The sequence below is a fragment of the Pelorhabdus sp. sgz311002 genome (assembly GCF_056134285.1).
Map to the genome: position 1 here is coordinate 36,447 of NZ_JBWBCL010000004.1, position 21,841 is coordinate 58,287.

21 protein-coding genes and 1 pseudogene are annotated in these 21,841 nt (G+C 40.9%); 20 read left to right on the forward strand and 2 right to left on the reverse strand.

Going from position 1 to position 21,841, the window contains the following annotated elements:
- Positions 1–43: 43 nt before the first annotated feature.
- The 14 genes and pseudogenes from AC0NJP_RS07970 to AC0NJP_RS08035 all read left to right on the forward strand — a co-directional run bounded on the left by AC0NJP_RS07970 (position 44) and on the right by AC0NJP_RS08035 (position 14,274).
- The gene (locus AC0NJP_RS07970; RefSeq protein ID WP_474699414.1) at positions 44–1,480 is read left to right on the forward strand and encodes an SLC13 family permease; all 1,437 of its coding nucleotides are present in this window, start codon (positions 44–46) and stop codon (positions 1,478–1,480) included.
- Positions 1,481–1,635: 155 nt separating this feature from the next.
- A complete protein-coding gene (locus AC0NJP_RS07975) occupies positions 1,636–1,836 on the forward strand; it encodes a ferritin-like domain-containing protein (RefSeq protein ID WP_474039721.1) in 201 nt (66 codons plus the stop codon).
- Between the two features lie 24 nt (positions 1,837–1,860).
- Positions 1,861–2,175, forward strand: a complete 315-nt coding sequence (locus AC0NJP_RS07980; RefSeq protein ID WP_474699415.1) for a spore coat protein — start codon at positions 1,861–1,863, stop codon at positions 2,173–2,175.
- 157 nt (positions 2,176–2,332) lie between these two features.
- Complete coding sequence (gene perR, locus AC0NJP_RS07985; protein WP_474039719.1) at positions 2,333–2,758, forward strand: transcriptional regulator PerR; 426 nt, start codon at positions 2,333–2,335, stop codon at positions 2,756–2,758.
- 151 nt (positions 2,759–2,909) lie between these two features.
- Entirely contained in the window at positions 2,910–3,788 is an 879-nt protein-coding gene (locus tag AC0NJP_RS07990) for a peptidase MA family metallohydrolase (RefSeq protein ID WP_474699416.1), read from the forward strand.
- A gap of 113 nt (positions 3,789–3,901) precedes the next feature.
- Complete coding sequence (locus AC0NJP_RS07995; RefSeq protein ID WP_474699417.1) at positions 3,902–5,263, forward strand: phosphomannomutase/phosphoglucomutase; 1,362 nt, start codon at positions 3,902–3,904, stop codon at positions 5,261–5,263.
- A gap of 51 nt (positions 5,264–5,314) precedes the next feature.
- Positions 5,315–6,088: an MBL fold metallo-hydrolase gene (locus tag AC0NJP_RS08000; RefSeq protein ID WP_474699418.1), complete on the forward strand. Its 774-nt coding sequence runs from the start codon at positions 5,315–5,317 to the stop codon at positions 6,086–6,088.
- A gap of 25 nt (positions 6,089–6,113) precedes the next feature.
- Positions 6,114–7,214 (forward strand): S1C family serine protease, encoded by a 1,101-nt coding sequence (locus AC0NJP_RS08005; protein WP_474699623.1) that lies wholly within the window; start codon positions 6,114–6,116, stop codon positions 7,212–7,214.
- Positions 7,215–7,694: a 23S rRNA (pseudouridine(1915)-N(3))-methyltransferase RlmH gene (rlmH, locus tag AC0NJP_RS08010; RefSeq protein ID WP_474699419.1), complete on the forward strand. Its 480-nt coding sequence runs from the start codon at positions 7,215–7,217 to the stop codon at positions 7,692–7,694.
- A gap of 367 nt (positions 7,695–8,061) precedes the next feature.
- The gene (locus AC0NJP_RS08015) at positions 8,062–8,307 is read left to right on the forward strand and encodes a hypothetical protein (RefSeq protein ID WP_474699420.1); all 246 of its coding nucleotides are present in this window, start codon (positions 8,062–8,064) and stop codon (positions 8,305–8,307) included.
- Between the two features lie 328 nt (positions 8,308–8,635).
- Complete coding sequence (locus AC0NJP_RS08020; protein ID WP_474699421.1) at positions 8,636–10,477, forward strand: DUF262 domain-containing protein; 1,842 nt, start codon at positions 8,636–8,638, stop codon at positions 10,475–10,477.
- Positions 10,478–10,479: 2 nt separating this feature from the next.
- On the forward strand, positions 10,480–12,681 hold the full coding sequence (locus AC0NJP_RS08025; RefSeq protein ID WP_474699422.1) for a GmrSD restriction endonuclease domain-containing protein: 2,202 nt from the start codon (positions 10,480–10,482) through the stop codon (positions 12,679–12,681).
- 138 nt (positions 12,682–12,819) lie between these two features.
- Positions 12,820–13,011 carry a hypothetical protein gene (locus AC0NJP_RS08030; protein WP_474699423.1) on the forward strand — a complete coding sequence of 64 codons (192 nt, stop codon included), beginning with the start codon at positions 12,820–12,822 and terminating at the stop codon, positions 13,009–13,011.
- Positions 13,012–13,078: 67 nt separating this feature from the next.
- Positions 13,079–14,274: pseudogene (locus AC0NJP_RS08035) on the forward strand (IS256 family transposase).
- Positions 14,275–14,657: 383 nt separating this feature from the next.
- Here AC0NJP_RS08035 and AC0NJP_RS08040 read toward each other — a convergent pair.
- Entirely contained in the window at positions 14,658–15,431 is a 774-nt protein-coding gene (locus AC0NJP_RS08040; RefSeq protein ID WP_474699424.1) for an NAD(P)H-dependent oxidoreductase, read from the reverse strand.
- A 146-nt stretch (positions 15,432–15,577) separates the two neighbouring features.
- Here AC0NJP_RS08040 and AC0NJP_RS08045 point away from each other — a divergent pair, with 146 nt between their 5' ends.
- Both AC0NJP_RS08045 and AC0NJP_RS08050 read left to right on the forward strand, forming a co-directional pair.
- Entirely contained in the window at positions 15,578–15,955 is a 378-nt protein-coding gene (locus tag AC0NJP_RS08045; RefSeq protein ID WP_474699425.1) for a winged helix-turn-helix transcriptional regulator, read from the forward strand.
- A gap of 118 nt (positions 15,956–16,073) precedes the next feature.
- The gene (locus AC0NJP_RS08050) at positions 16,074–16,616 is read left to right on the forward strand and encodes a dihydrofolate reductase family protein (protein ID WP_474699426.1); all 543 of its coding nucleotides are present in this window, start codon (positions 16,074–16,076) and stop codon (positions 16,614–16,616) included.
- 221 nt (positions 16,617–16,837) lie between these two features.
- On the opposite strand, the gene AC0NJP_RS08055 is transcribed toward AC0NJP_RS08050, so the two are convergent.
- Positions 16,838–17,452: a Type 1 glutamine amidotransferase-like domain-containing protein gene (locus AC0NJP_RS08055; protein ID WP_474699427.1), complete on the reverse strand. Its 615-nt coding sequence runs from the start codon at positions 17,450–17,452 to the stop codon at positions 16,838–16,840.
- A gap of 94 nt (positions 17,453–17,546) precedes the next feature.
- On the opposite strand from AC0NJP_RS08055, the gene AC0NJP_RS08060 reads away from it, so the two are divergent.
- The 4 genes from AC0NJP_RS08060 to splB all read left to right on the forward strand — a co-directional run bounded on the left by AC0NJP_RS08060 (position 17,547) and on the right by splB (position 21,836).
- Positions 17,547–18,491: a helix-turn-helix transcriptional regulator gene (locus AC0NJP_RS08060; RefSeq protein WP_474699428.1), complete on the forward strand. Its 945-nt coding sequence runs from the start codon at positions 17,547–17,549 to the stop codon at positions 18,489–18,491.
- Positions 18,492–18,637: 146 nt separating this feature from the next.
- On the forward strand, positions 18,638–19,603 hold the full coding sequence (locus AC0NJP_RS08065) for a helix-turn-helix transcriptional regulator (RefSeq protein ID WP_474699429.1): 966 nt from the start codon (positions 18,638–18,640) through the stop codon (positions 19,601–19,603).
- 402 nt (positions 19,604–20,005) lie between these two features.
- A complete protein-coding gene (locus AC0NJP_RS08070; protein ID WP_474699430.1) occupies positions 20,006–20,434 on the forward strand; it encodes a pyridoxamine 5'-phosphate oxidase family protein in 429 nt (142 codons plus the stop codon).
- A gap of 379 nt (positions 20,435–20,813) precedes the next feature.
- A complete protein-coding gene (splB, locus tag AC0NJP_RS08075) occupies positions 20,814–21,836 on the forward strand; it encodes a spore photoproduct lyase (protein ID WP_474699431.1) in 1,023 nt (340 codons plus the stop codon).
- The last annotated feature ends 5 nt before the right edge of the window (positions 21,837–21,841 follow it).

The window sequence follows — 21,841 nt, forward strand, 5'->3', positions numbered from 1 at the left end:
GAAGTCCTGATATATGCGGGAGAGTGAAAAGGAGGTCGGTGTTGTGAGTACAGGGGAAAAAGGAAAACTCGATGAACTTCGTCAAAAAATAGGAGTTCCCTTAGCTGTTTTGTGTACTGTAATCGTATGGCTTTTACCTGGCTTTGAAGGCCTTTCTCAGGTAGGCCATCGAGCATTGGCGTTGTTTGCCGGGATTTTTATTTTATACCTCACCGAAGCATTGCCTTTGCCTGTGACCAGTATTTTGGTTGTCCCGAGCGCTGTATTAATGGGGATTGTAAATTTGAAAGGGGCTCTGGAAGGCTTTGCGTCGTCTTCCGTTTATTTGCTAGTAGGGTCTTTCGTATTGGCAGCGGCAATGGTTAAGACAAAGTTAGCAGAACGAATTACCTATATGATTCTCTTGAAAATCGGCAGTTCAACTCGTAATATTACGTTCGGTGTTATGGTTGCCAATATCTGTCTTGCCTTTCTTGTACCGTCCAGTACAGCGCGTACGGCCATTTTACTGCCTGTTTGCCTAAGCATTATTCATATTCTGAAAGGCGACGAGCAGGGGAGATCTAATTTTGCAATTAATCTTTTACTTACCTTGGCGTTTACAAATGCCACAATTAGTGCCGGAATTATGACTGCCACTGTGCCAAATCCGGTCACTGTAGATTTTATTATAAAAGCCGGAGGCCCAGCAATAGGTTATATGGATTGGCTGATTTACGGCTTTCCGCCGGCTTTGCTTATGACCCTTGCTACGTGGTGGCTCATTCAGATTATATTCAAACCGGAAAAAGCAGAACTTACCGGGGGAAGCGCTTTTGTGCACGAGCAAATTCAGAAGCTCGGTGTTATGAGTCAGGCTGAATGGCGGACTGCAGCTGTATTTGTTTTAATTGTTGCCGCTTGGGCGACAGGTTCGATGACTAAGATTGATGCGACGGTGGCTTGTTTAGCTGGTATCGTATTGTTTTTCTTACCACGATTTGGTGTTTTAAACTGGAATGACGCCAATAAATCCATTTCATGGCAAGTTGTCTTGATTTGCGGTGGCGGTATTTCCTTAGGTGATATTTTAATGAAAACAGGTGCCGCAAAATGGCTAGCAGTTACTATCTTTCATTTTATGGGACTGCAAGGAGCGTCTACGATCGTTATTTTAGTTCTCGTGATGCTTGTCATTCAGTACATGCACCTTGTTTTTGTCGGTACGACAGCCATGGCAACCGCCCTACTGCCAATTGCTTTGGGGATGGCTCAAACGGCAAATATTAATCCCGCTGTACTAGCTTTGCCTGTTGGAATGATTGTTGGCGGCTATCCGCTCTTAATGTTTTATAACACACTCCCTAATATTTTAATTTATGGCACAGGCGAGCTGAAGATCGGCGATTTTCCTAAAATTGGCGTTGTGATTTGTACTCTGGCATGTCTTGTTTATTCGTTGTGCGCCATTACCTATTGGCGTTGGCTGGGAATGTTCTAAGACATAAAAATAATAGATGAATTTACTGTGTGCTAAGGCCCGTCTCTCAGTAGAGATGGGTCTTTATTTTTAAAATAATGTTATTGCAACAGTTGACGCATAGATCTTTTTTATCTGATGCAAACTAGCTAAGTCGAAGCAGAAAGGAGGGATGAATGATGATGACAAGCAAAGAGTTAATGCATGTAGAAGACTTTCTTTCGATGACACAGACGAGCGCAAAAACCTTTCAGCATTTAGCGAGCGAAATGCAGGATTCGTCAGGCAAGCAGCTTTTGCAGCAATTAGCCCAGAAACAGCAGCAGCATACACAAACAATCGGAAAACATTTGAGCAATGCGCAGAGCTTGCAATAATAAAACAGCAAAGGAGGGATTCTTATGGCGCAAAATCAACAGCAGAATCAACAGCAAAATCAACAGCAGAGCGGCCAACAGGGGCAGTGCGGCGATCAAGAGCTTTTGAATCTGGCCTTGAATGAAATAAAATACACAACCCAGACGATTAACCTGTATATTACGGAAGCAAGCAGCAATCAGTTGCGGCAGGATTACATGACCGTTCTTGGCGATGTCTATGGTCAGCAAAAGCAGTTGTTTGACTTTATGCAGCAAAAAGGCTACTACCAAGTGAAGCAGGCCAATCCTCAGGAAGTGTCGCAGGTACAGTCAAAATTTAGTCAGCAAATGCAATAAAACATGATGAAATAAGAAGATTCCTGTCCGTTTATGGGGCGGGAATTTTCTTATTTTTTTATGCTTGACAGGGGCGGATTATTAGTTGTATTATTAATTTAAACTTAATCAATAAAAGTTATTAAGGAATAATTTCAATGTAAAGTAGGTGTTTTTTTTGGAAATCTGCGTCACGTCCATGCTCCGCGACAAAGGCTTCAAGGTAACCCCCCAACGATTGGCAATTTATAATGTGCTGGCTAACACGAAAGCTCATCCCAGTGCTGAAATGATTTTTGCTGAATTACAACCTTTATATCCCACGATGAGCTTAGCAACTGTATATAAGACGATCGAGATTCTAAAGGAAATCGGTTTGGTTCAAGTGTTGAACGCCGGTGAAGATAGTTTCCGCTATGATGCTCGTGTAGAATCACACAGCCATATTCGTTGTATGCAATGCGGTCGAGTAGACGACTTAGAAGATATTGATGCTAGCAAATTTATTGATGAAGTCAGTGCGTCTACCCCTTATAAAGTGACGGGACAGCAGTTCTATTTCTATGGAGTATGCCCTTCTTGCCGGGTACACGATATTAACTAATTCAAGCTTCATACAGTTCTTAAAGGACCCTTCTTGCGATAAGATATATCGTGAGAACGGTCCTTTTTGTTTACATAAAATAACGGTAGGCAGGAACTATGCCCTGTGCTATACTGAGAGTCCCTTAGTCTATAGAGAGGAGGGGACAGCCATGCAGACAGCAGGCAAAACAGAAATTACAGTAATCGCAGGGCTGCTGTTTATGGCAGTATGTTTTTTGCTTTTTACTCAGTTTTCCTTGCGGCCGCGGCTATGGCTTTACCCTCTGGCGAGGCAGGCGGCAGCCGCAAAGCTTACCTATGAGGCTCGGCAATTTCAGCAGCAGGAAACAGAGCATTTTATTATTGTGTATCCGCTGGAGGATGCCGACCAGGTTCAACTTGTGGCAAAGGCGGCGGAAGCAGCTTATGAACCTGTTCGCAACTTATTAGCCTATAGTCGTTCGGAAAAATCCATTTTATATATTCAACCAGGACGCAGTGAATTGCGTAAAGCGTTGGGGTGGTCTGGCGATGAAAGCGCTATGGGGGTTTATTACGGCGGATCCATTCAGATTCTGTCGCCTAAAGCCTGGATGCAGCCGGACGATGGCCCTGAGGTTTTCTGGCAAAACGGCCCTGTGGCTCATGAGTTTACCCATCTCTTGCTAGATTATCAAACAAACGGCAATTATACCCGCTGGTATACAGAAGGATTAGCGCAGTATGCGGAATATAAAATTACCCATTATGAATGGCTTACAGGCACCAACAAGCTTACTGAGCCGCTTTATTCCCTGAATGAACTTGATGACCATTTTGATGATTTAGATAATCAGTCACTGGCCTATCGGGAGGCTTTTGCCGCAGTTCGTTTTATTGCGGAACGACAGGGCGAGCAGGCGCTACAGGAAATTGACCGACAGTTAGCGCAAGGCGTAACTTTTAAACAGGCCTTAACGGCAGTAACCGGTTTATCTTATAGTGACTACGAAACGGCCTGGAAAGCTTGGGCTGCGAAACTTGATGAAACCAGAGAGCGTCATTCTTGACAAAAGGGCTCTCTGGTTTTGTTTTTTCAGGACGAAACCGTGCATTGTCAGTGGATTCGGCGGCGCTTCTATGCTACAATAACAACGATAAACTGCCTAAAAGGAGACAAAAAATGGCTAATATTTTTCATGCCTGTGATATACGCGGTATTGCTGGAACCGATTTGACGCTAGATAAGGCAAGACAGATTGGACTGGCTGTCGGCACAAAATTAATGGGGAAAAAAGTAGTTGTCGGCGGTGATGTACGTCTGTCTACGCCAGAATTGCAGAGTGCGATGGTAGCGGCATTAGCCGAGTCAGGCTGCGATGTTTTTAATATTGGAACCGTAGCCTCGCCCGCTTTTTATTATGCCTTGCAGGAACTAGAAGCTGACGGCGGTGTCATGGTGACAGCTTCTCATAATCCCGCTCCCTATAATGGCTTTAAACTCGTCCTTGGTCCAGGGCCGGTGACGGAAGAAGAAGTGTCGGAAATTCGTGCAATCGTGGAAAGCGGCGAATTTTCGTCAGGGTTTGGCTGTCAGCGAGAATATCCGCTGCTAGCCGATTATATTGACCATACGGTAAGAAAAGCAGCTCCGGCGCAAGAACCGCTACGGGTTGTAGTGGATGCCGGCAATGGCGCGGCTGCCTTGACGGCGCCGAGGGTGTTACAATCGCTTGGATATGAAGTGATACCGCTATTTTGCGAACCTGACGGCAATTTCCCCAATCGGGCGCCCAATCCCGCTCTCAGCGAAAATCTAACGGCGCTGGCGGCAAAAGTAGTAGAAACAGGCGCTGCTTTAGGCATTGCTTTTGACGGTGACGGCGATCGTTTAGGCGTTGTTGATGAAACAGGCCGCGTTATTTCAAATGATAAGATTATGGTTCTGTTGGCGCGGTATTATTTAGCGGCAAAACAGGGAAGGATTATTTATGATGCGAAGTGTTCTATGGTCGTGCCGGAAGAAATAAAAAAAGCTGGCGGCGAGCCAATTATGGGACGAGCTGGTCATACCTTTATAAAACAGGCTTTTCTGGAACAACAAGCGCTCTTCGGCGGTGAATTGAGTGGACACTTCTTTTTTCAAGAGCTTGGCTATGATGACGGATTGTTCGCTGGCCTAAAAGTATGCGAACTTATCGCGGCTAATGGCAAGCTATCGCTACAGGCCGACTCGGTGCCTGATTATCTCTTGACGCCAGATATTCGTGTTACCTATCATGGCTCCGATAAAGCGGCTGTAATTGATCAAATTGCTGAAAAATTGCAAGCTTATCAGCCCAATCGAATTGACGGGGTACGTATTGAATTTAACGATGGCTGGGCCATGATTCGTTCTTCGGTGACAGAGCCGCTGTTTACGTTGCGTTTTGAAGCGAAGACGCAAAGCCGCCTAAGAGAAATTGCCCAGATTTTGCTTGCGGCGCTGCCAGGGGAAGTTCGCGAGTCCGTACAGGCGAAGCTTACGGAAGTCGAAGGATTTTAGGAATCGAAAACGAACTACATAGGGAAAATGGATTAGTTAAAGGAGCTTTCTATGGATATACATGTTCTTGCCAGCGGCAGTACCGGCAATGCAACTTATATTGCCATGGGCGATGCCAAGATTTTGATTGATGCCGGTATCAGCACGCGGCGCATACAGCAAAGTTTAAAGAAGCTGGGGACAGATATTGCTGAGCTTGATGGTATTTTATTGACTCACGAGCACAGAGATCATATTTATGGACTGGAAACACTATTGAAACGCTATGAAATTCCTGTCTATGCTACAGCGAAAACCTGGGATGCCATGTATTTACGCGATAAGGTGCCGCAAACAGCTTTTCGCGAATTGATGCCGCAGGTTGACGTAAAAGATATGCGGATCGAGCCGTTTCGTATTTCCCATGATGCAGCTGATCCTGTTGGCTACTGCTTATATGGCGAAGGCGCTAAATGCTCGATGGTGACAGACTTAGGCTTTGTCACAGAAGGCGTACAGCAGGCGCTCGCTTTATCAGATGTGCTCGTATTAGAATCGAATCACGATGTGGAAATGGTGGAAAAGGGTTCCTATCCGTGGCATTTGAAGCGTCGGATTTTAAGCAACCGCGGCCATTTATCCAATATGGATGCCGGTTGGCTCCTAACCCGTTTACAGCGAAAAACTCATACTCATGTTTTTCTCGCTCATATGAGCCAAGAGAACAATACGCCGGAACGAGCCGAGGAAACGGTAAAAAGTGTTTTGGAAAGCCAGAATATAGCTGGTGAATTTAGTCTTCATTTAACTTATCCTGATGCGATTTCTAGTTTAAATGCCGGGTGAACCGACAAAGGAGGAATGATCTGTGATGAATAAACGGATGACATCCTATGTCATTGTGGCTTTAATTGGAATTATTGTGGGAGCCAGCCTCATGGTGGGTTGTGGTAGCTTCTTTTCTAAACCGGGAGCGCAAAATAATGCGCCATCGTCGAATTTAAATGCTGTCAAAGCAGCCGATTTATCACCAGCCCGCAATACGGCCATCGTAAAAGCGGCGCAGATGGTGGCCCCTGCCGTAGTGGGGATCACGAATAAAGCCTATGCCCGCGATATCATCAATCGAAAAGTCTTGGTGGAACAGGGACAAGGCTCTGGCGTTATCATTGACGCCAACGGCTATATTGCGACGAATAACCATGTCGTGGAAGGCGCACAGGAAATCGTTGTATCTCTTGCGGATGGACGAACTTTTCCTGGCAAGGTCTTAGGCACCGATCCGGCGACGGATCTTGCTGTGGTGAAAATTGATGCAACGAATCTGCCTGTTGCCGCTCTAGGCGACTCTGACAGTCTACTTGTCGGCGAACCAGCGATTGCCATTGGCAATCCGCTAGGCCTTGAATTTCAGGGCAGCGTGACTGTCGGTGTAATCAGCGCGTTAAATCGGTCTTTAGAAATCGGCGAAAGAAAGTTCAAACTCATTCAGACTGATGCCGCCATCAATCCAGGGAATTCCGGCGGCGCACTCGTCAATGCGGACGGCGTTGTGATCGGGATTAACAGTGCGAAAATTTCCGTGTCGGGTGTAGAGGGAATTGGTTTTTCCATTCCAATTAATACAGCCAGACCGATTCTACAGTCCTTGATTGAAAAAGGACGTGTCATTCGTGCGTACTTAGGCGTAGGCGTACTTGATAAAAATACCGCGCCGCGTTATGGCTATACTCTCAACATCGATGCCGGGATTTATGTGGCTAATGTGACTCAGAACGGGCCAGCGGCGAAGGCTGGTATCCGTCAAGGCGATATTATTACGAAAGTCGCCGGGGCGCCTGTGAACAGTGTGCCTGACCTGCGGTCTGTTCTCGATAATCAAGCCATCGGCTCGACTGTCGATGTGGAAATCGTCCGCAATAATCAAACTAGAACCGTCAGTGTATTGATGGAAGAAATGCCGGTGCAATAGATGCATATTCAAATCGTTACAGTCGGAAAAATTAAAGAGAAATATTTGTCTGCCGGGATTGCTGAATTTACCAAACGGTTGACGCCATTCTGTAAGCTGCAGATAGTTGAGCTTGCCGAAGAGAAGATGCCTGATAATCCATCGGCAGCGGAAAAAGCCAAAACGTTAGAAAAAGAGGGCGAGCGCATTATTAAAGCGCTTCGCCCTGCTTCTTATGTGATTCTGTTAGATGTAGTCGGCAAAGCTTTATCGAGTGAGGACCTGGCCGAAAAACTAGAGCGTCTTTCTGTGACCGGTCAAAGCGATGTTACCTTCATTATTGGCGGCGCCTTCGGCTTATCTGACGCGGTACGACAGGCGGCAGATGAGCGAATCAGCTTCTCGAAAATGACCTTTACCCACCAGATGATTCGCCTGCTATTAGTAGAACAGGTGTATCGGGCATTTAAGATAAATCGGGGAGAAAAGTATCATTTGTAGTGTGCTTTGTGATTTTGTCAACTAGAAAGTTCAGCACCGTTAAAGGTGATACGGAGAGAAGTGGCACGTGTAATGCGCGAGACGAATTTAGAAAGCCCGAAATTTGTTGTGATAAACTAAAACTGTAACACCTCAATCTAATAGATTATAATAGGTCTATTAAAGAAAAGCGGTAAAACAATGCGACAATATGATGAAGAATTATTTTTAGCTATAGATGATTTTGCTTATGTTTGGTACAACCATCTCAGGCCACATTCGTATAATAGCTATAAAACGCCATTTAAAAAACGCTATCACAGAAATTAGTCTTTGGTGTTACAAATATATTTGACCACTACAAGTTTAAGCAGAAAGGGAGGCTCTCATGACGTATACAGAAATGGTAAGACAACATATAGCTAAAATGTTTTTAATTTATAGGGAACAAAATCAGGAGTACATTGAGTTGCATGCAAAAGAGGTTCATAGAAAATTGGGATTTACAGAAAGATATCCGATAGTGTGTAATGCCATGCAACAAATGATGACAAATAATGATGCGTATGTGAGCGAGACTGAAAGGCGGCAAAGTTCCAGTATTATAATCAGGTATTATTTAAAAGATAAATGAATTAGTTATGCTCGTGAGGATGGAAAGTTTAAGTCTTGCCGTTTATTGACACGTCATGAGGGACTATTATTGATTCAAACAAAGAGTTGAAAATTTCGCAGTTATACCTGATAAGGAAAGGGCCTCACCCGTAACATAACTATCGGCGAAAGACTAATTGATTTTATTAGTGCTTGGTAGGAATTTACGAATATGAAAAATACCAATAACTTATTGTAGATGAGTTATTGGTATTTTTCATAAGAGATAGTATGCATTATTAGAGATTTATAATCTTTCGATAGGAATGCCTTAAACAACGAACGGTGTATAAAAGAGGGGGAACATAATGGAAGATAAACTAGATTTGAGACCGGTTAATGAGCTATTAGGAGAAAATTTCTACATTCCGTATTATCAACGAGGCTATCGTTGGACGACTCAGCAGGTACTCGACTTATTGGATGATATATGGACGTTTGCTGAAAGGGAAACTGAGAAAGGCGAGTTTTATTGTTTGCAGCCGGTTGTTGTAAAAGAAAGGAATTGGGAGGAAAAAGGAGTATGCTTGAATGGCTGGGAAGTGATAGATGGTCAGCAGCGGCTTACGACTATCTATATCATAATAAGTTACCTCATGAAAGAATATCTAAAAGTAGACAGTTTGTTGGGCGATTATGGTAAGGAAATGTATACTGTAAGATATCAAACCCGGATGCATAGTGAGAGCTTTCTAAAGAATATTGTCGAGCGTTCGTTAGATAGTAACTTTTATATGTCCAATATTGACTTTTTTCATATGGCAGAAGCCTATAATACAGTAAAGCAATGGTTTACGGATGGAATTGCGGTTAAGGATCGAACAGATCGGGAGAGATTTTTAAGTGCTATTCTTGGCACTAAAGAGGGAAACCATTCTGTTCAAGTTATTTGGTATAAAGTTAGCCAACAAGCAAGCAGTACAGAATTATTTACACGACTGAACCTTGGAAAAATTCCGCTGACAAATGCAGAGTTAATTAAAGCGTTATTTTTATCCTCAGCAAGTTTTAAAGATATAACTTCTGAAGAACAGATCAAGAAAAAATGGGAAATTGCGTTTTTGTGGGATGAAATGGAACAAAGACTGAGTGATCAAGATTTTTGGGCGTTTATTACTAATGAAAAGCAGTCTGCATATCCTAATAAAATAGAATTGTTGTTGGATATAGTTGCGGGCAAAAGGGAAAAAGAGACAGACGGGTTGTATACTTTTTTATATTTTCTAAAATATACAAGAAATAATACTCATTCTCTGTGGGATTTATGGCTTATAATTGAGCAATATTACCAAGTACTATGTGAGTGGTATAAAGATAAAAATCTGTATCATAAAATTGGCTACTTAATTGCAGTCGGGAAAAAGGAGCATTTACAAGATCTCGTTAATGAGTCCTTAGAAACCAGAAAAGATGCTTTTGAAGGGATGATTGATTTAGCAATTAGAGATAGTGTAAATTTTGATCTTGATAAGTTAAGTTATGATAACAAAGCTGATCACGAGAAAATTAATAATATATTATTGCTGTTTAATATTGAATCGATTCGAAGCAACGAAAGTGCAGCCGAGAAGTATCCGTTTAAACTTCATAAGGGTGACGAATGGAGTTTGGAGCATATTCATGCACAAAACTCAGAAGGCGTGAATAAAAGTAAAAAAGAAGCATGGCTTGCATGGCTTTCTTCTCATAAATTGCTCATAGAAGAGGTCAAGGCGGAAACAAATGATGAAGAAAAAATTAAAGTGTTTTCCGATTTAATACATGAAGTTGACTTATTAGATAAAGATAGAATAAATTGGGAAGGGTTTAATACATTATCAAAGCGCATTATACAGAATTTTACCGAGGATTCAAGTGGGCCAGCTGAAGATATTCACGGCATATCTAATTTAGCGCTACTGAGTTTGGCTGACAATGTCGTGTTAAACAACTCGGTTTTTGAAGTAAAACGGCGGGAAATCATAAATATGGATAGGCGAGGAAAGTATATACCGATATGTACGCGTAGAGTTTTTCTGAAATACTATAATTCTAAACCATCTACCGAGCATTATTACTTCTGGAGCAGAGAAGACCGCAAAAATTACCGAAATGAAATAGAGACAGTTTTAAAAAAATACTTGCCTCGGCAAGAAGCTACGGAGGATTGACGATGGCAACGAGTTTTTTGCAGCTGGTAAAAGAATATAAGGTAGTCATTCCCATTTTGCAAAGAGATTATGCGCAGGGGCGGAATACGGGAAAAGTACCGTCAATTCGAGATAATATTCTCAAGGCATTGTCCATAGCTGTCCAGGCGAATAAAAATCCGCTGGTGCTTGATTTTGTATACGGTTACACAAGAATGCAGGGGGATCAGAGGGTTTTTTACCCGCTTGACGGTCAGCAGCGGTTGACAACATTATATTTATTCCACTGGTTTGTTGCTACAAAGGAAGGGCATGGTGCAGAGGCTGCTTGGTTCTTGGATAGGTTTACGTATGAAACCCGACACAGTTCAAATATATTTTGCGCAAAACTGGTGAAATACCAGCCTGAAAGCTTTACCGATTCAATTAAACAGAGTATTTTAAACCAACCCTGGTTTTTTGCTGCATGGATAAATGATCCTACGATAAACTCCATGCTTACCATGTTGAATGATATTCAACATAAGGTTATTAACGAATATAAACTGGAAAATATATGGCCTTTGCTTTCTGGAAATAAACCGCCGGTGGTCTTTCATATACTCCCGATGGAAAAACTCGGGCTTCCGGATGACCTATATATAAAGATGAATTCGAGAGGCAAGGAACTAACTGAATTTGAGTATTTTAAGGGCCACTTTTCGGATTGTTTGACAAATGCCAAAGCAATTGAATTTAATGAAAAAATAGATCAGCAATGGTCGGATTTGTTCTGGAATTTGTATAAAGAGGATAGTAGTATACTAGATATTGCCAGAAGCGTCGATGCTGCGTTCCTTCGTGTCTTTCGCTATCTAACGGAAATGATGGCCGTTCAAGATGCTGATATAGAGGATGAATTGGACGAAGCTGAACTTGTTAAAAAAGTATATTCTCAAGATAAAAATGTGGAGTTTCTTTTTCTATCGCTGGACAAGCTGGCTGCTACCAATAAGACTAGGCCAGAGTTTTTTTCTTCGGTCTTTTATATTGAGCCAAACGACTATGCGGTAGATAAAATTAGGCTGTTTTTTGATAACCCTGCCACTGAGTTATTCAACAAATGTGCTGATTGTTATGATTCCACACAGCGGATTAATAGGTTCTCCATTGGCGAACAACTGCTACTGTACGCCTGTATTGTTCATCTATTGGAAAATACCAATGAATTCAATGTGCGAATAAGGAAGCTACGTAATCTAATCAGTAATTCAGAGGATACTGTGCGCAGGGAAAATTTGGCTTCGCTGCTTTGTTCTGTCAAAACCCTTATTAAAAGCGGTACCTTAGATAATGACTCGAAATTTAACAAAACACAAGTTCAAGAAGAAATACAAAAGGAATTATTCCTAAAACAAAACACTGGTCTGCTTGATACTGTTTACAAATTGGAAGATCATCATCTGTTGCAGGGCTGCATTGCTATTTTTGTGCTATCGCCTGCTTTAACTGATTATGCAGCACAGTATCATATGATTTTTTCAAAAGAATGTGAGTATGAATTAATAAGCCGTGCCATGTTAACATTTGGTGACTACTCCCAGAAAATGGGTTGGAGCAGATGTTTTGGTAATAGAAATAATTCAGTCTGGAGAGACTTATTTACCCCAAGTCAGAGACGCGGTGATTTTCAAAATACCCAGAAATTTTTATACGAACTTCTGGAGTACCAGCACCAAAACCCTGTAGTAACACTTGGGACAGTAGTAGAAGATTATTTAGCAAGATTTAATGAAGATCAGTTTTGTGAAAAAGAGTGGAGGTATTATTTTATCAAATATCCTGAATTCAGAAAGCATGAAGATGGTTTCTATTATTGGCCGGATGCTACTAAGCCATACGAATGTATTATGATGCGTAGGAAAACATTGGGCGGGTTTCATTGGGATCCTTTCTTATTTGCTATCAAAGAAAATTGTGCTGACAGTTTGGTAAATCTGGACAATTACGGAGCACCTCTAATTTACGTAAAAGGTAATATCACCTTAAAAATCATCAACAAGAATGAAGGTTTTATGTTGGAAGCCTTGGGCGAGGAGGGGAAACCATTGTTACAGGTTGCTGTTAATGCTGGAATTATCTCTGCAGACTGTATCAGCAGAATTAGCCAATCTGCGTCAGGCTTGGATATGGAAAATAGAATTGAAAAAGGTTTGCAGCTTATCAAAGAATTAGACAAATTATAATGAGAGAATTACGTATGCCGTATTTATTGATACTGCTAGCTTTGCAGGGCTACTAATAATGCTTGGGCAAAGTCAAGCACAATTGTTACACATGTTTAGTTACTAGAGTTCAACCTGATGTCTGGGGGGCGTGGAGTTATGGCACATATAAAAGAGCCATTAATTGAGAAGGGCCCCAGAAAAACATTTCAGACAGCATTCAAGAATGAATTATATAGTATTCTTCAAAATAAGAAAGATAAAAATATTATTCAAGAATTTTTGTTATTAGAAGGCTTTGGTTTAGATATAGCGGTGTTTGATAGAGTACAATTAAGTTCGCAAAAGTAAAAAAGGAAAAGCCATCGAAGCTCCGAAAAGGTAAGTGTCCAGCAAACCAATAAGGAGTGAAAAATCGATGGCTTACCAAAATTCTACCGTACCTTTTGAAAAAATGCTAATGAAATTTGTATCAGAGGAAGATCCGATGCAATCCATGCTCAAGTGGCTCTGTGAACGTCTAATGGAAGCTGAAGTAGAAAGTAAGCTTTGTGCCGAGAAATCAGAACGGAACAATGAACGACAGGGATACCGATCAGGCTATCGCGTTCGCCGGTTTGACACAAGAATGGGAACAATGTATCTCATGGTTCCTAAAATCAGAAATGGCGGATATATTCCCTTCTTTGTGGAAGCGAAAAAACGTTCAGAGGCAGCACTAATGAATGTCATTCAGGAAGCCTACGTCAAAGGCATTTCGACTCGAAAAATCGATAAATTAGCCAAAACACTGGGCATCGAATCGATTTCACGTAGCCAGGTTTCAGCGATCACCAAAGACTTGAACGAACAAGTAGAGGCATTTCGAACCCGAAAACTGGAAGCTACGTATCCAGTTCTTTGGGTAGATGCTTTATATGAGCGAATTCGTGATAACCACAGGGTTCAAAATATGGCCGTACTAGTCGTCACTGGCATTAATTTAGAGGGCAAACGTGATATTTTAGCGGTAGAGCCCATGTATGAAGAGTCTGCTGCAACTTATACGAAAGTATTTGATCAGCTAAAAGAACGAGGTTTAGAGAAAGTATGGCTGGTCGTATCTGACGCTCATAAAGGTCTGGTCAAAGCTGCTAGAGAAGCCTTTCTTGCTTTTGCTCGTGGCAACGGTGTAAGGTTCATTTTATGCGAAATATATTGGCGCATGTTTCTGGTAAAAATAAAAAATCGTTTGCCGAAAAGCTCAAGCAAATCTGGCTACAACCGGACTACGAGAGTGCTCAACAATATGCTAATACATTCATGAATGACCATGAAGCTCAGTATCCTCAGGCCATATCCTTGTTAGAAGAGGGCCTCGAAGAATCGCTTCAATTTTTCAGTTTCCAAGAAATTGATGCTAGAAAAATCTCATCTGCGAATCTACTGGAATGATTAAATAGGGAAATCCGGCGCCGGACTAGAGTAGTTGGAATTTTCCCCAGTATGGATTCATACGTCTGGCTTGTCACAAGCTATCTTATTGAGTACAGCGAAGATTGGTCCAGCGGGCGTTCTTACATTAACCCTAAAATTATTACCGAGCTTCAACTACAATTAGCAAAGACTGATTAACTTAATCCGATTCGGAGGTTGATGGTTTTTGCGAACATTGCTTGATACTATCAGTAGAAAGTTCAGCACTGTTATACATGATACGGAGAGAAATATCATCTCTAACGGTGCAAAATGGGCATCAATCCTTGTTTATGAGGATTGATGCCTTCATTGTTTTGAACTAGGTTATCAATATGTTTTAAATGGCAAAGCTTTTTTATGTACATTATGATGCTTAGTGGCCTTCCAGATGAAGTAAAATGGGTTGCCACTACGTCAAGCAAAAGCTAAATACGGTGTAGAAAGAAAAACACTATGTCGCAAAACCTATTTTCTTGGCATTTTAGAAGCGAATTTTACATTTACTTAAGATGATAACTATCAATTAATATGGTTTGACGCTATTTATCTATATGAGCCAAAAGTCCAGTTTGGCCGATGGCAACCTGGTCTGCGAGTATGTGGTGATCGGGATAGTCTCCGCCATTTTGATGTCGGAAGGCAATTGGTGTCTCCTCAAAAAGATTCTCAAGACGTGATCGCCAGATTGCTTTAGCGGATTCTACATTGTCTGGAGTGATATTACCAGTTCCGTAGACTGCATAGGTTGGCAGTACGTCCATACCTGAGAAGAAAAGCGTACCGTGAGTAATAGGGAAAAGTAATTGTTCTAATGGTCCATTGATGCCGCGTGGCAAATAGTCTTTTTCTGGCCCCCCTATTGTTACGGACAGTATTGCTCGTTTTCCTTTGAAACCACCATCGCCATAGCGAAATCGATTTCCTTTATCTTTATAGCCGTAAGCCAAACCGTAAGCAAATACTCGATCAATCCAGCCTTTTAAGATTGCTGGCATACTAAACCACCAAAGCGGGAAATGGAATATGACAGCATCTGCGGAAAGAAGTTTTTGTTGTTCTAACGTAACATCTATTGTCTGTTGATTAGTTGAGTAGGCGTTTTTGGATTCATCAATAAAGGATAAGCGATCAGGATTAGCTCTATTCGGAAAATCATCTTTATCAAAAACTGCCTTCCAGTTCATATTATAGAGATCTGATAACATGACATTATGTCCTTGTTCTTGAAGCGTTTGTATAGATATATCAACTAGGTTGTGGGTCAACGATGTTGGTTCGGGATGTGCAAAAATAATTAATATATTTTTCTTCATAAATTTATTTCACTCTCCATCTGCGTTTTGTTCACAACACTTAAATATGAGTTGCGCACTTTCATACTAGTAAATATAATGATAAATGTAAAGTACGCACATTATTTGTATATAGTATCAAAAAGTATACTATTGGAGTGAACAAAATGGGGAAAAACGAAATTGAATTTAATCATCCTTCTGGTTTTGCAGGATGTCCTGTGGAAATAACTTTAGATGTAATTGGAGGAAAATGGAAAGGAATCATATTATTCCATCTTATTAATGGTACGAAGAGATTCAATGAATTTCAAAAGCTCCATCCCTGTATAACACAGCGCATGCTTACATTACAGCTAAGGGAGTTAGAACGAGATGGATTGATTCACCGTGAAGTTTATAAGGAGGTTCCTCCAAAGGTAGAATACTCTCTAACGCAATTTGGGAAAACCTTAGAGCCTATTATTTTATTAATGAAGGATTGGGGAGAACGGAATAAAGATAGGATTAAGCGTATTAAAGCAACACCAAAAATTAAAGATTAGAATGTATTATGAAGTTGTGAAACAGCATTCCTCAATTCCGAGTTGCGAAATGGCAGTAAGACAGAGTTCACGGGCTGTATGCCAGCAACAAGGTAAGAAGTATGGAGGCTTGGTTTAAGTGCGTAAAGTAATATTAGATTTAGCAGTGACCCTAGACGGGTTTATCGAAGGCCCAAATGGTGAAGTAGATTGGTGCATAATGGATGACGAGATGGCTTTCGACCAATTTCTCAGTGAAGTAGACACTATCTTATACGGTAGGAAAAGCTATGAATTATGGGGACAATATACCCCTTCGCCTACTGCTTCTGAATCTGAAAAGCAGATTTGGGCAATGGTTCATAGTAAAAAGAAAATTGTTTTTTCCACTACGAGCGTAGGATCAGATGGAGCGGTACAATATATATATGATATTGAAACGCAAATTGGGAAACTCAAGCAGGAATCTGGTAAAGATATGTGGCTGTATGGTGGGGCAAGTCTAATTTCCACATTTATGAGACTGGGGTTAGTGGATGAGTATCGATTATCTGTTCACCCGGTCGTTCTCGGAGCAGGCAAGCCATTATTCGAAGGTTTACAGAAAAGGACCAGACTAACGCTTACAAATGTGCGCACGTATAGCTCCGGAGTTGTGCAGTTGAAGTATCAGTCAATGTAAGACAGATGTAGAATTCGTAGGGCAAGAGGGCGAATTCATTGCCCTATCCTGCACCGTTATACGTGATACGGAGCAAAATACCATTTGTAGTATTTTTGCCAATAAGACGGCGGTCTTAAAAAAATAAATGAGTCAGAATTTCTCCAAACAAACATTAAGCAGGCGTAGTTGTGGGTTCCACAGTTACGTCTGCTTTTTCTATTTTGCGAAAGTCCGTCCATTCAGTTGCTTTCAAATTTAACTTCATTGTTGGTTACCAGTAGGGCATCTTTATTGCTAATCGGGATTAATTGTAACGTAGAAGAATAGGTGTCAATTATTTTTTGCGCACTTTTCGCAAAAGGCGGATTGGTATAGTGCGGTACGGGATAAAATTCTACCAAGCCTAAGGCAGCCAGACTTTTTAAATTCGGAGCTTTTTTTATACTGTCCATCCCTTTGGCATATTCAACATTAGCTGATGCTACCATTGCTCCGGCAGATTCACCGATATAAAGTTTGCCAGCGTTGACCTCGTCAATAATGATTTTATCTGCGCCTGTTCGTTTCAATTCTTGTAACAGATAGAACGTATTTCCTCCCGTTACATAAATGAAGTCATTATTTTTTATTTTTGCGTGTATTTCGTCAGCTGTTGCAGTTGATATTTCCAGCTCGTCAATGGTCAAACCCATTTTTTCCAGCGCTTTTTTGCCTGCGCTTACATAAAATACAACTTTTTCTACTTTGCTTGCAGTAGGGATAAAGGTTACTGTTTTACCGCTCAGGTCTTTTTCAAATTCGGTGAAGCGGTTAGCTGCGTCCTGAAAAGATGAAACCAAAAACATTTTTTTCATAGCTGCTGTACTCTCCTTTATTTGATGTCTAACCATAATATAATATATAATGGTGTCAATTAGTGAAACCATTCAATTTAAAAGAGGAACTCCTATGAAAAAATCAGAACGGCTAAATGATATGATGATTTATTTAAATGATAAAAAATCTTTCAATCTTAAAGACATTATGCACAGATATACAATTTCTAAAAGCACAGCTCTCCGGGATATTCAGTCTTTAGAGGAAATAGGCATGCCCATTTATTCCAATCCGGGACGAAATGGGTATTATGGCATTTTATCCAACCGTCTATTATCGCCCATCGTTTTTACAATTGACGAGGTTCACGCTCTGTATTTTGCCATGCAGACACTGAATGCCTATCAATCCACCCCATTTCATTTGAGTATTGAACAGCTAAAGCAAAAATTTGAAGGCTGTATTTCCGAAGAAAGAATACAAAGGCTTCGGAAAATGGAGCTGATTTTTAGCTTAGGGCATCATCAGAACAAAAATGACTGCGTTTATTTAGGTGATATTCTGCAAATGGCGGTTAATGAAAGCGTCTGTGAGGTTTGCTATACAAAAGGAGAAACCAAGAAATACTATTATGTTCAATTCTTTGATATAACCTCTGCCTATGGTCAATGGTATGCAACGGCGTATAATTTCCAAACCCAAAAACCGCAAGTGTTTCGTTGTGACAGAATTCATTCTGTGCAACCTAGTGATCAATATGTTCCCAAACCGCTTTCTGAATTTCTTGTGTCTGCCCGTGAGCTGTTCCGGGACAAAACAGCAGTCGACTTTGTGGTTAAGGTTTCCCGCAATGGGGTAGACATATTTCATAAAGAACACTATCCGTCTATGGAACTGTACCAGGAAAATGGTGAATGGTATATAAGCGGTTTTTACAACAAATGGGAAGAGCTTTTTATCGCTAACTATTTTATTATTTACGGTGAAAGCCTTTTGGCTATTCAGCCGGACAGCTTAAAAACGATTATCATCGAAAGATTGGAAACGATAAAAGAACATCTTGCTTTGCAAAACTAAGTGGATTCAAGTGATCCTACCATGATTTTACTAAAGATGTAGAACTTAAAAGAGAAAAATAAAATAAAAAGCAAGTAAAATCAAGCAATAATCTCTTTATTTCTTTATCCTAAATGTAGGGTGATTGAAACGAGGTGAATAAACGAATGTACGATTGGGAGAAACAAATTCAAATAGTCGTTGATGAAATTGACAAATGTATTAAAAATTATAATGATGAAGCCTTGACACTGCGCTTTCTTTCTCGCAGGCTGGGTTATTCCGAATTTTATACAACGAGAAAATTCAAAGAAATATCGGGGATGCAATTTAGAGATTATTTGCGGCATAGAAAATTAGCCTTTGCACTCAAAGAGGTTCGGGATAGTGAAAAAAGCATTTTGGATATTGCTTTTGATTATGGTTTTTCATCACATGAAGCTTTTACCAGAGCTTTTAAAGGAACATATGGTGTAACTCCAAGTGAATACCGAAAAAAGCCTAAGCTTGTCGTTCTTCGTACAAAAATAAATCCTTTCGACCGCTACTTTTTAGGATTAGGAGAGATTGGTATGATGAAATCTACAGATGAGGTTAAAATTTATTTTGTAACCATTCCCTCACACAAATTTTTGCACATTAAAAACTATGAGAGTAATGGGTATTGGGATTTTTGGCAAAAGCAAAGTCTTATTCCAGGACAGGACTGCGAAACGATTTGCGGCTTACTCGATAGTATCAAAGGCATATTGGATGACGATGGTGGGAGCGAATCTAACGGCGGCAGTGGTCAGATTATGGCGTACATTAATGACCCGGACGGGAGACTCTGCGATTGGGGTATTTCACGTACAGAGTGTTATGGTGTACGACTTCCTGTTGACTATAAAGGTGAAGTACCACCACAAATGATTATAATTGATGTTCCCGAAACCGAGTATATTGTTTTTGAACATGGGCCATTCGATTATGAGCAGGAAAATCGTAGTGTGGAGGAAAAGGTTGAAAAGGCAATGGCAACTTTTGATTTTGCCGGTACTGGTTACTGCTTTGATACTTCCCCCGGTAGAATAATTTACTTTTATTTTAATCCGGAACGGTTTTTTAAGTATATCAGACCAGTGCGGAAGTAAATATCATTGACTTCATATCCACTATACAAATGCTAATGAAGACTTTCACCCGTATCATTGGTAATGGCGAAAGAAGAAGAACTCCTGCCAAATTGCTGTTAATTTGGCAGGAGTTTTATGCTTTTGAGGGAATTTTCAAATTATAAAGTGGTACTTAGAGAGCGAATTTGTAGAATGTCCCCGAGAGTCCTTTCGTTTGTTAGGAAAGTTATGAGGGAGGAGAAATGGCAAAGTTTTACAGGTCACTATTAGTACTGGCGTCAGTTCTAGCGCTAATCCATTCAGGCGGAGTTGTTGAAACTAGCGGATGAAAGGTTATATGATGCAAAGCGAAACGGGAGAAATCAAGTTGTCTTAGCTTGTAATTTGTATTCATAAGAATTCGTTAAAAAGGAGAAAGCTATGCTGAACGATGAGATTATTTCGATATTGAAGACCCAAGTGTGTTTCTTGGGTACTTCGCATGAAAACGTGCCGCGAGTGAGACCGATGCGTCCGTTTGTTAGCGAAGAGGGAACCATTTGGCTTATCAGCTATACGGACACTGAAAAAACAAGAGAAATAGAAGCTAATAATGTAGTTGAACTATGTGCGGTTGATGAAAATAGCAATGTTCTTCGGTTGCAGGGCAAGTTAGTGGGGGAAGAGAAGCTTCTTTTAGAAGAAAAAGAAAAGGTGCGTCGTAAAATTATTGAAGAGCTGCCAGGCGCTGAGGACTTTTTTTCTGGATTTAGCGATTCTGCTATGGCGATTTATAAATTTGAGATTTCCAATTTAGTCTTCCGCACTTTGGAGAATGTTGCTCGCGCCGAGCTTCATTTTCGCAGGTAAGCGCAGAGCCATTTATTTAAGGCACGTAATCAAATAGCCAATTCTACAAAGAAGAACAGGCGTAATATTACGTACCTGTTCTTCTTTTATCTCAACGATACTGTATTTTATGATCTTACAAGAAAAAGCGCAAGGAACATAAAATTCGGTATCGGATCGTATTAAGAGAAGTTCGCAAGAATTCTTGGATGCAGAATTGGAAGCATCTAAGAAACTACTTGAATTACGGATGGTTTTAGAGAAGTAGCAGGATGTTCATATCAACGAAGTGGAGCTTTGATAGCGAGTCGATATAAAAGTATCCAAATTACTTTTCTTGAATTACTAGATGATGTTATGATAGCGCATACTAGACTCAAATATTATGGGAGTGAAGCATATGCGCTTTGTACCTAAACGAGCATTCTTTGAGCCTCAGGCGCTGGAATTTCCGCTTGGCAAGAAAATTTATGATAAGTTGATGAACTTGGCAGTGGACATTAAGTTCACAGGATCTCACAACCGTGTTACCGGAATTCCGGGCGATAACCAACAGCAGGCATTTAGTGAAGCCAAGCGTACTCTTGTTGTAGGCGTACGTCGAGGCACTGAATTTGCGACTTGCAAGCCTTCGGCTCATTATCAGCTTCCCTTGAATACGAGTTGTCCGGGAATGTGTGAATATTGTTATTTGGCTACAACGTTGGGCAAAAAGCCATATTTGCGTGTTTATGTCAATAACGAGCAAATATTAGAACAGGCAGACAAGTATATGGCCGAACGTGCGCCAGATGTCACCCTCTTTGAGGGGGCGGCCACTTCTGACCCTATTCCTACGGAATATTTAACGGGAGTATTGAGGCAATCGATTGAATTCTTTGCGAATCGAACGTTGGGGCGATTTCGGTTTGTAACTAAGTATACAGATGTTGACTCACTATTGACTGTTAGGCATAATGGCCGGACTCGGTTCAGATTTAGTATTAATGCTCCAACTGTTATACGGGAATATGAGCATCTGACCCCGACGGCGGCAGAAAGGGTGGCAGCTGCGGTCAAAGTAGCTGATGCTGGTTATCCGTTGGGTTTTATAATTGCTCCTATTTTGTACTTCGAAGGTTGGGAGGCAGAGTATAACTGGCTATTTCAATCTCTATCTGGTCAGTTGTCCAAGACTGCTCGTCGGGATATTACCTTTGAATTTATCAGTCATCGTTTTACAAAACGAGCAAAAAATCAGATACTAGATCTGTTTCCGCAAACAACTCTTCCCATGGACGAGGGAATGCGACGATTTAAATATGGACAATTCGGTTATGGCAAATATCTTTATCAAGAGGATACAATGACTAAATTAAAGGAGTTTATGTTTGCTCAGGCAAAGCAGTATTTTCCAGAAGCAAAAGTGGAGTACTTTGTTTGAATTGA